Origin of the sequence: Devosia indica (genome assembly GCF_003056405.1) — a bacterium.
Classification (GTDB): Bacteria; Pseudomonadota; Alphaproteobacteria; order Rhizobiales; family Devosiaceae; genus Devosia; species Devosia indica.
Genome location: NZ_PYVZ01000012.1, coordinates 128,037 through 136,758, shown reverse-complemented (window position 1 = coordinate 136,758; position 8,722 = coordinate 128,037). Strand labels below are relative to the sequence as shown.

Below are 8,722 nucleotides of genomic sequence, written 5' to 3'. Positions count from 1 at the left end.
TCAAGCGCGCCATCGCCGTTGCCGGCGTTGCTTCAACACTCAGGGCGATAACAGGATGAAGGGAGCCTAGGTGCTCCATCGCAAATTACCTGAGCCAACAGCCGCGCGGAGTTCTCACACAGCCTCGACCCCATTGTTGTCACTGGCAGACCCTCGGGGTCTGCCCGATAGCCGTCACTGATCGAATTGACATTGCCTTCCGGTCACTGCCCCGATCTACCTGATCAATCATTTGCCAACGTCTTCCGCTCGGCCGAGGCGGATTTTGCGGCTTTTCGCTCTACCGCGCGTTGCCGTGTGGATGCTCCCCAACCGAAGCACCATTTCAGCGGGCCGAGGATGACAATGTGAAAGAATAGCAAGACGAGCAGAAACTGAGGGTCGCTCGCGAGCGATTGAATTTGGACGTTGCCGAGGCCTATAGACGCAACAAGCTGAAGTGCACTGACACATAAGCTGCTTAGGGCGAACGCGATCGCCAAGCGCCAACCGAAACCGTTCGAGGGTAGTTGGCCTGTGCGCCGAAAATAGATGTCGCCTGGGATCATGGCGACCAGAATGACTGCCACCATCCCACCAACTGACGAGTTAACATTCATCAAAACACTAAGAAGGATCTGAAGAATCCAAAAGCCGATCAGCGCAGCGACGTACCAAGCTATCAGACGGATTGCCAAGACGGACGTTTCCTGTACGCGCTCCATATCTTCAAGGCTCCCCAATATGATGTGCACATCCTAGTCCGTAGATTGAGAAATGCTAGTTGTCCGTCACACTGGATGTTTGACGAGCGACAACGGCCCTAGTGCAGTCGAAAGTCCGCTTTCAGATTGCTAGTGGCAAAACCCGTCAGTCCCCTACCCACCCCAAATCCGCAAGACAAAGCACCCCCGGTCAGGCCCGGGGGTAACGATTTGTGGTCGCGGTTGAGACGCCCCGCCATACGAGCGTCGCTCTCAGGGCCTTCTTCTCCAAAATCTCCCCGCCGGGGAGATTTTGCCTGCGGCACGAGGCGAAGCCTACCGGATGGCGGTGCCTTCGGCGTTGAAGATGTGGGCCTTGGTGGGGTCGAGATAGGCTTCGACGGTGGAGCCCAGGGCCACATCGCGCTGGCCTTCGAGCACGATGGTGAGGGACTGGCCGTCCTTGGTGGTGGCATAGACCACGGTCTGGCCGCCGAGATTTTCAACGAGATCGACAATGACATCGGCGAACTTGACGCCCGAGCCATCGGCAATGGTGATGTGTTCGGGGCGGATGCCAAGGGTGGTGGCGCCGGTGACGTCGCGGCCCAGCGAAACGCTGGCCGTGCCGGTCTTGAGGGCGTTGTTTTCCACCGAGGTGGTCAAAAAGTTCATCTTGGGCGAGCCGATAAAGCCGGCCACGAAGAGATTGCGCGGATTGTTGTAGAGATCGAGCGGAGCGCCGGCCTGCTCGATGACGCCGGCGCGGAGCACGACGATCTTGTCGGCCATGGTCATGGCTTCGACCTGGTCGTGGGTCACATAGATCATGGTGTTCCCAAGATCATTGTGCAGCTTGGCGATTTCAACGCGCATGGCGACGCGAAGTTCAGCGTCGAGATTGGACAGCGGTTCGTCGAACAGGAAAATCTTGGGTTCGCGCACGATGGCACGGCCAATGGCGACGCGCTGGCGCTGACCGCCCGAGAGCTGCTTGGGCTTGCGCTGCAGGAGCGGCTCGATCTTGAGGATTTCGGCGGCCTTCTGCACCCGTTGGGCGATTTCGGCCTTGGGCATTTTTGCCGTTTCGAGGCCAAAGGCGAGGTTCTTGTAAACGGACATATGCGGGTAGAGCGCATAGGACTGGAACACCATGGCGATGCCGCGCTTGGCCGCCGGCACTTCGTTCATGCGCTGACCGTCGATCACCAGGTCGCCGCCGGTGATCGGTTCGAGCCCGGCGATCATGCGCAGCAGGGTGGACTTGCCGCAACCCGAGGGGCCGACAAACACCGTGAACTCGCCCGGATCGATGGTCAGGTCCACACCGTGGATGACCTGCACATCGCCATAGGCCTTCTTGATCTGCCGCAACTGGATGGAGGTTGCCATGGTTTTGTTCTCCTCGCTTTAGCGGAACTCGGCCGGGATCCAGCTCTGGTAGAGCGGATGATCGGGGCCGAGCGGCAGCGCGACTTCGGAATGGGTGGAAGAGGAGTGGTAGAAGGCTGTGACCAGCTCGAGCGCGCGACGGCTATCGGCGCTGGTGACCGGCAGTTCGCCACGATCAAATATGGCGTCGTGGAAGCGGGCCATCTGGGTCTGGAAGCGCGAGGGCACGTGCTGCCAATTGGCCAAGGCCTTGTCGATCCGCGCCTTGACCTCGTCATTGCGCGGCAGGATTTTCCAGAGTTCCTTGCCCGGATTATAGGGGGCGTGATCGCTCTCGATGGTGACGTTTTCGAACTGCAGGCGGATGCGGGTGATTTCGTCTACCGAACCCAGGGTGGCGGTGAAGCTGGCCAGGGCCCCGGACTTCATTTCGAGCGAGGCGGAAATGGTGTCTTCCACCTCGATCGGATTGACGCGGGTGGCGACGCGGCCGAACACCTTGGCGATGTCGCCCATCAGATAGGTGAAGATATCGTGCGGGTGGATGGCATGGCCCATGAGGACGCCGCCCAGCTCGGTCTTCCACTTGCCGCGCCAGGGCACGGCATAATAGGGGGCCTCGCGGCGCCACATGGTTTCCACCGTGCCGCAATAGGGTTTGCCGGCAATGCCGGCGTCGATGATGGTCTTGGCCTGTTCGATGCCATTGCCGAAACGGTACTGAAACACCGGCATCAGCTTGCCCTTGGCGGATTTTTCAGCCTCGATGATGGCATCGACATCTTCGAGCGAACCGACCAGCGGCTTTTCGCACACGACATGCTTGCCGGCCTTAAGAGCCTGGGTGACCATGGAGAAGTGCGCGCCAGGGGGCGTGCAGACGTCGATGATATCGATATCGTCCATGGTAAGCAGCTCGTCGAAATTGACGATGCGGCGCTCTATTCCGAATTCCTCGCCGACCTGGTCGAGGCGCTCGGGGTTGAGATCGCACAGCGCGAGCACCTTGAACTTGTCGGCATTGGGCAGGTAGCCCTCGACAATGTGGGAGCGGCCGATGCCGCAGCCGACGACGGCGACGTTGAGGACGCGGCTCATTGGGCCCACTCCGTTCCGGTTTCGGCCATCTGCTGAGCAGTCAGTGCCATTTTCATGGCGTTATAGCAGCGCTGCTGCGGCATGGCGGTTTCCGTGCGATTGCGGACGTCGTCGAGGAACTGGCGGCCAAAGGGCAGGTCGACATTGGAGCAGTCGATATGCTGGACGCCCTTCTTGTCGACCAGGAACAGATGGTTCTCGCCCGGACGGCCGGCGATATCGACATATTTGCGCAATTCGATATAGCCCTCGGTGCCCAGAATGGTCAGGCGCCCGTCGCCCCAAGTGGGCAGGCCTTCGGGGGTGAACCAGTCGACACGGATATAGCCCGAGGTGGTGGCGGTGCGGATATGGGCGTCGCCTACATCCTGCAGGCCCGGCTTGTCGGCATGGCCACGATTGGCGACGCTGGCCGAAACCACTTCGCCATCCATGGCATCGGAGAAGTACAGGAACTGCTCGAACTGGTGGCTGGCGATATCGCAGAGGATGCCGCCATAGCGTTTGCGGGTGAAGAACCAGTCGGGCCGGTTGTTGAGGCGCAGCGAATGCGGACCCAGCCCGACCGTGTTGACCACCTGGCCGATGGCGCCCCTGGCAATCAGATTGCCCGCCTCGACGGCGGCCGGGACTTCAAAATGCTCGGAATAGAGCACGGAGAAGATGCGGCCGGTCTCCTTTTGCACACGCTGGATTTCCTCGAGCTGGGCAAAGGTGGTCATGCCCGGCTTGTCGGTCAGCACGTCCTTGCCGGCGCGCATGGCGGCAAGGCAAATCTCGGCCCGATCGCCGGGAATGGCAGCCGTGACGACGACGCCGATCGAGGCATCTTCGAGAATGGCGGCGGGGTCGGAAACGCGCTTGGCTTCGGGGAAGCGCTCGCCAAAGGTCTTGGCAAGATCATCCTCGGGCGCGTGGAAGGCGACGAACTGGGCGCCGGCGCGCTTGAGACATTCCACCTGCCCGTAGATATGAGCATGGTTGATGCCGATGGCGGCAAATTTGATATCAGACATAGACTTAGCGTTTCATACCGGTCGTGGCGATGCCCTCGATGAGCAGCCGCTGGAAGAGAAGGAAGAAGACGAAAATCGGCACGATGGAGAGCACACTCATGGCGAACAGGCCACCGAAATCGCTCTCGCCGGTGGAGTCCACGAAGGTCCGAAGGCCGAGCATGACGGTATAGTCCTGCATGCGGTTGAGATAGATCAGCGGGCCAAAGAAGTCGTCCCAGGTCCAGATGAAGGTGAAGATGGCGGCCGTCACCAGCACGGGGATGGAGAGCGGCAGCATGATCTTCCAATAGATGCGCCAGGGGCCGGCACCATCCATCATCGCCGCCTCGTCCAGTTCGCGCGGAATACCGCGGAAGAACTGCACCATGAGGAAGACGAAGAAGGCGTCGACGGCCATGAACTTGGGCACCACCAAAGGCAGGATGGTGTTGACCCAGCCCAGATCGCGGAACAGCACATATTGCGGGATCAGCGTGACCTGATAGGGCAGCATCAGGGTCATCAGCATCATGGCGAACCAGAAATTGCGGCCCTTGAACTGCAGGCGGGCAAAGGCATAGGCGGCCATGGAGCAGGCGATGAGATTGCCAACCACGCAGAGGAAGGCGATCACGAAGGAGTTCATGAAGAACACCGTGAAGCTCACCCGCATGGCGTTCCAGCCGCGGAAATAGCTGTCGATGTCCCAGCTCAGGCTGGGCCAGATGCCCGAGGTGAAGATCTCGTTTTCCGGCTTGAACGAGGCTGCGAGCAGCCAGAGCAGCGGATAGAGCATCAGGATCGAGGCGCCGATCAGCAGGGCATGGGCAAGCACGGAGAAGATGCGCTTGCGCAGGCGGGCCCTGGGATCGTTCTCGGCGCCGGTGACCACGGTCAGCTTGGGAGCATCAATCGTCATAGTGCACCCAGTATTTGGAGGTGAGGAAGGAGAAGGCCGTGAAGCACGCGATCAGCAGCAAGAGGAACCAGGCCAGCGCAGAGGCATAGCCCATGCGGAAGTAGGAGAAGGCCTCGTTGTAGAGATAGAGCGTGTAGAACAGCGTGGAGTTGATCGGCGAGCCGGTGCCATTCGAGATGATGAAGGCCGGGGTGAAGCTCTTGAAGGCCTCGATGGTCTGGATGATGGCGTTGAAGAACACCACCGGCGTCAAGAGCGGCAGGGTGATCTTCCAGAACTGGCGCCATTTGCTGGCGCCGTCCAGAGAGGCGGCCTCATACATGTCCTGCGGGATCTGGCGAAGCCCGGCGAGGAAGATGATCATGGGCGAGCCAAACTGCCAGACCGAGAGTACGATCAGCGTCCAGAGCGAATAATTGGGGTTGGAAATCCAGCTTGGGCCAACAATGCCGAAGATGGAGAGGAACTGGTTGACCAGGCCGTCGCCGGCAAAGAGCTGGCGCCAGAGAATGGCAATGGCCACCGATGCGCCGAGCAGGCTCGGCAGGTAGAAGACCGCACGATAAAGCGGCAGCCCCTTCATGCCTCTGTTCAGAAGAATGGCGATGGCCAGCGCGAAGGCGAGCTTCAAGGGCACCGAGAACAGCACGAAGGTGAAGGTGACCCGCATGGAGGTGGCAAAAGCGCGGTCATTGGTGAACATGCGCTCGTAATTCGCCAAGCCGATCCATTCTGGCGAGGTCAGCAGATCGAAATCGGTGAAGCTGAGATAGAAGGATGAGATGATCGGCCCGATGGTGAGGCCGAAAAACCCGATGAACCAAGGCAACAGGAAGAGATAGCCGGGGGCGTGGTTTTGCCACGCCCTCGACCATTTCGATGTGCCGGATGCGGCGTCTTGCGGAGCCGCGTCTGCCGCATGCACAGTCATTTGTTACGCATTCGCCCGAGCAAGAATTGCAGTGGCTTCTTCGACGAAGGCCTTGCCGCCATCTTCTGCCGAGCGGGCGCCGAAGGCGACCTCCTGGCTGATGACGCGGAGCAGGTTGAGGTCGATTTCACCAGCAGCAGCCGGCGGGGATGGCGGCAGGGCACCGACCAGGTCACCCAAGTTCGCCACGAAGTTCAGAGCGATCTGGCTCTGTTCATCAAGGGTCGGGGTGATCGCTTCACGCACGGCGGAGTTGCACGGAATACCGCGCTCCACGCCGAGGATGGCGCCAGCTTCGGGATTGGTGACGAAGAAGTTGATGAAGGCCGCTGCTGCCGCCGGATCGGCGGACGACCCACCGACCGAGAAGAACATGGACGGCTTGCGATAATGACCGCCGCCAACGCCCGGGGCAATGCGCGGGTAGGAGGTGATGGTCAGTTCATCATCGTTGATCGACTGGTGAATCACCAACTGGTTGGAGTTGGAGGGCATCATCGCAGCCTTCTTGGTGGCCACCATGCTCGATTCCGGAGTGCCGGTGTCAAGCGCCTGGGTTTCCGCGTCGACGATGTAGCCCTTCTCGCGGAAGCCGTTCCACATCTGGAACCACTCGACCGCATCATCGGCGGTGAAGCCGAGCTTGTTGTCAGCGGTGTAGAGGGCCAGACCGCGCTGACGCAGCCAGTTGTCGAGCATAGGCTCGGTGCCGGAACCGTCGGAAAAGGCCACCATGCCGTTGCCGGCGGACTTGAAGGCTTCGCCGAGGCGTTCGAGATCGGCATAGGTCCAGGAATTGTCCGGGACGGTTTCGCCGATTTCCTCAATGGCCTTCTTGTTGGCAAGGGTTGCCACCGAATTGGCGCCCAGCGAGATGCCGTAGAGCTGGCCGTTGACCTTGCCGCCTTCGAGCTGGTCGGCGTCGAATTCACCCAGATCGCCGATTACGTCGTCGAGCGGGGCAATGGCGTTACGGGTCGCGTATTCCACGATGTAACGATAGTCCATCTGGATGATGTCGGGGGCGGTGCCGCCGGCAGTCTGGGTGGCCAGCTTGGGCCAGTAGTCATTCCAGCTCAGGAACTCGGCCTCAAGGCCGGGATTGCCAGCGGCCTCATAGAGATCGGTCACGGCATAAGTGCGGTCGGCACGCGCCTGCCCACCCCAGAAGATCAGGCGCAGGGCGCTCTGGGCGAAGGCCGGGCTGATGCCCGCAGCGGCGGCGGCCGCCAATGCCGAAGATCCCATCAGGAACTGACGGCGTCCAAGTCGAATTGTCATGTCTTTCCTCCCATGAACAGTTGCCGTTCCGCCAGTGCGGAACCGGGTGTGATCAGCGACCTCCCCGCCGCTAAGTCACCAACTGGTTACTACGTTAGAGCCTCTGATGCGCTTGTCAATCATCATTAGCCCCGGTTTTCATTCACAGAGAAGCGAACCCACCTGCAGCAAAATAACCAGCCAGTTACGCCCTTACCATACAAGATGCGCATGCAGCAACAATCTTGTATGGAAGCCAATCCGCCACCCTGACGCGCGGTGTAGGACAGCCAGGCGGCTGCACGCGTCCGCGGTGTCGGATTGCATGGGCGGGCCGATCTCCTCAGGGCGGCTGCCATCTCCTCTCGTGGGGGAGAGTGGCGCAAAAATGCCAGTTGGAAAACTACGAAATTTCGGTGACACTATAGATAATTTCTATAGTCGGTAGCGGATCGGGGAGGATCGCCGATGGACAAGTTGCTTACCCAATTTCTGGCCGTGGCCGATGCCGGATCGCTGAGCGGGGCGGCGACCGCCCTGTTCATCACCCAGCCGACGCTGAGCTTCAATATGAACAAGCTCGAGGAAACCGTGGGGGCGCCCCTGTTCGAGCGTTCCTCGCGGGGCATGACGCTGACGCGCTATGGCGAGACGCTTTATGAAAACGCGCGGCTGATGCGCCGGCTCTATGACAACACGCTCAACGCCATTGCCGACCAGAAGCGCGGCTCGGAACGCGGCATGTCGATCGGCTCGGGCTATTCGTGGTGGACCATGTTCCTGCGCGACATGGTGGTGGCCTATCAGCGCGAATTTCCCAAGGCGCCGGTGCAGATCAGCCTGGGCAACCAGCTCCGGCTGATGGACCAGATGCTCTCAGGCGACATATCGATGTTCCTGGCCCATGAAATCGAGGGGCTAAGCAGCGCCATCGGCACCGATTTCGTGCCGTTGACCCGGGTCTATAATGCCTTTTTCGTGCGGGCAGAGCACCAATTGCTGGGCACGCCGCGGAGCCTGACGGAAATCGACAGCTACCCCATCGTGATCAGTTCACTGGCCGAGAGCCGGCATGAGCGGTTTTTCGACCCCTCCCGCCGGCGCACGCGTGTGGAAACGGTGTTCGACCGGACCAGCGTGGCGTTTCGCACCAATTCGCTGGCGGCCTGCATCGACTATGCGCTGGCGACCGATGCAGTGCTGGTGCACACCCATGTGCTGCGCGATCATTTTCGTGAACACGGCCTGGTCGAGGTGGTGCAGAAGAATGAGCCGCGCCGGGCGGTGACCGGCATCTATGTGCTCAAGGAACGGCGCGGCGAAGACCGGGTCGAAGAACTGATCGGGCGGATCACCAGGGCCTGCCATGCGGTACTGCCGGCGTGGGAACCGACCATTTAGGGGTGCGCGATCGCCACGCAGGCAAGGGCCATATCGCTGT

The 8,722-nt window shown here is 60.5% G+C and carries 8 protein-coding genes; 1 reads left to right on the top strand and 7 read right to left on the bottom strand.

Translation table 11 applies throughout. The annotated features are described in order from the left end of the window. Positions 1-224: 224 nt before the first annotated feature. The 7 genes from DDE76_RS13040 to DDE76_RS13010 form a co-directional block, all read right to left on the bottom strand. Positions 225-677 (bottom strand): ABZJ_00895 family protein, encoded by a 453-nt coding sequence (locus DDE76_RS13040; RefSeq protein ID WP_158672387.1) that lies wholly within the window; start codon positions 675-677, stop codon positions 225-227. A gap of 342 nt (positions 678-1,019) precedes the next feature. Continuing rightward, on the bottom strand, positions 1,020-2,075 hold the full coding sequence (locus DDE76_RS13035; protein WP_104892539.1) for an ABC transporter ATP-binding protein: 1,056 nt from the start codon (positions 2,073-2,075) through the stop codon (positions 1,020-1,022). Positions 2,076-2,093: 18 nt separating this feature from the next. Further along, positions 2,094-3,173, bottom strand: a complete 1,080-nt coding sequence (locus tag DDE76_RS13030; protein ID WP_104892540.1) for a Gfo/Idh/MocA family protein — start codon at positions 3,171-3,173, stop codon at positions 2,094-2,096. Next, on the bottom strand, positions 3,170-4,189 hold the full coding sequence (locus tag DDE76_RS13025) for a Gfo/Idh/MocA family protein (protein WP_104892541.1): 1,020 nt from the start codon (positions 4,187-4,189) through the stop codon (positions 3,170-3,172). The genes DDE76_RS13030 and DDE76_RS13025 overlap by 4 nt, the downstream gene beginning before the upstream one ends. 4 nt (positions 4,190-4,193) lie before the next feature. Beyond that, positions 4,194-4,967 (bottom strand): carbohydrate ABC transporter permease, encoded by a 774-nt coding sequence (locus tag DDE76_RS13020; RefSeq protein ID WP_425430631.1) that lies wholly within the window; start codon positions 4,965-4,967, stop codon positions 4,194-4,196. A 112-nt stretch (positions 4,968-5,079) separates the two neighbouring features. Then, a complete protein-coding gene (locus DDE76_RS13015) occupies positions 5,080-6,021 on the bottom strand; it encodes a carbohydrate ABC transporter permease (RefSeq protein WP_104892543.1) in 942 nt (313 codons plus the stop codon). A 3-nt stretch (positions 6,022-6,024) separates the two neighbouring features. Then, a complete protein-coding gene (locus DDE76_RS13010; RefSeq protein WP_104892544.1) occupies positions 6,025-7,302 on the bottom strand; it encodes an ABC transporter substrate-binding protein in 1,278 nt (425 codons plus the stop codon). 447 nt (positions 7,303-7,749) lie between these two features. On the opposite strand from DDE76_RS13010, the gene DDE76_RS13005 reads away from it, so the two are divergent. Then, the gene (locus DDE76_RS13005) at positions 7,750-8,682 is read left to right on the top strand and encodes a LysR family transcriptional regulator (protein WP_104892545.1); all 933 of its coding nucleotides are present in this window, start codon (positions 7,750-7,752) and stop codon (positions 8,680-8,682) included. Positions 8,683-8,722 lie beyond the last annotated feature (40 nt).

What these genes read in the sequence shown, in the direction of transcription:
- DDE76_RS13035 (WP_104892539.1), bottom strand. Translation starts at nt 2,075, where the DNA reads ATGGCAACCTCCATCCAGTTGCGGCAGATCAAGAAGGCCTATGGCGAT.
- DDE76_RS13030 (WP_104892540.1), bottom strand. Translation starts at nt 3,173, where the DNA reads ATGAGCCGCGTCCTCAACGTCGCCGTCGTCGGCTGCGGCATCGGCCGC.
- DDE76_RS13025 (WP_104892541.1), bottom strand. Translation starts at nt 4,189, where the DNA reads ATGTCTGATATCAAATTTGCCGCCATCGGCATCAACCATGCTCATATC.
- DDE76_RS13020 (WP_425430631.1), bottom strand. Translation starts at nt 4,967, where the DNA reads ATGCTCTATCCGCTGCTCTGGCTGCTCGCAGCCTCGTTCAAGCCGGAA.
- DDE76_RS13015 (WP_104892543.1), bottom strand. Translation starts at nt 6,021, where the DNA reads ATGACTGTGCATGCGGCAGACGCGGCTCCGCAAGACGCCGCATCCGGC.
- DDE76_RS13010 (WP_104892544.1), bottom strand. Translation starts at nt 7,302, where the DNA reads ATGACAATTCGACTTGGACGCCGTCAGTTCCTGATGGGATCTTCGGCA.
- DDE76_RS13005 (WP_104892545.1), top strand. Translation starts at nt 7,750, where the DNA reads ATGGACAAGTTGCTTACCCAATTTCTGGCCGTGGCCGATGCCGGATCG.